The organism is Arthrobacter terrae (genome assembly GCF_015708085.1).
Lineage (GTDB): Bacteria > Actinomycetota > Actinomycetes > Actinomycetales > Micrococcaceae > Arthrobacter_M > Arthrobacter_M terrae.
The window spans coordinates 1-827 of the sequence record NZ_JADNYM010000062.1; the positions used below are offsets into that span (position 1 = coordinate 1).

The window sequence follows — 827 nt, forward strand, 5'->3', positions numbered from 1 at the left end:
CGGAGGGTGTCTGCTTCCCGGGATAGGGAGCCGTATACGCCGACGCCTTCAGCGACGGGCAGGAGCGCGGAGAGCCGGACCATCGCGTCGGGGGCCGGGCGTAGGCTGACGTGCCGGTCGTTGACGGCTTTCGTGTTCCGGGCCAGCATGGCGAGTGGGTCCAGGCGGTACGCGATCTTCTTGGCTTCGGCGCTGATTTGCTGGTATCCCATTACTGCCATGGTCCCGGTGTCGGCGGCGAGTTCGGTATCGACGGTTTTCCGGTCTTCCAGGGATAGGTACGCGGTTTCGCGTACGAGCAGGACTGCCCGGTATTCGTTGAGTTTGCCGGTGGCAAGGGCGGTGAAGGTGTGCGGCATTTCCGTGACCAGGATGTTCGCCAGGCCCAGGAGCTGGTTGCCTTTGGTGGGGGACTCCCGCCTGGCTAAAGCGATCTGGGCGCCGATGCTGTCCGCGAGCCTCGCGGCCCGCTGATCAGCCAACCGCCTCGCGGTTTTACTGCGAGACTGGTTGCCGGGCTGGTTTGCCGGTTTTGGTGTGGTGTCCGGGACAGGTGTGTCGTCGTGGGCCCGGTGCTGGGAGGCGGCGAAGGCTGCTGCTACCCGGGCCTGGGAGGCGCATAACGCGGCTTTGAGGTCTTCGTCTGCCCGGAGCAGTCCGATCTGTTCCCGGTCCCCGAAGTCCTCCGGCTCCATGAGTGCCAGTTCAGCGATCCAGCCCCTGATCACGGCCTCGTTCACCCGCCCGGCAGGAAGACCGAAGGACAGGACCGGTGCAACGACCACACCGGCCGCACTCGGCGAAGCGTTTACAGCAGCGTTTACAGC

The 827-nt window shown here is 65.4% G+C and carries 1 protein-coding gene; it reads right to left on the minus strand.

Annotated elements, in window-relative coordinates; genetic code table 11:
* Nucleotides 1-785 (minus strand): 13E12 repeat family protein (locus IV500_RS21155; RefSeq protein ID WP_196398790.1); only part of this gene is annotated, 785 nt, incomplete at its 3' end.
* Nucleotides 786-827 lie beyond the last annotated feature (42 nt).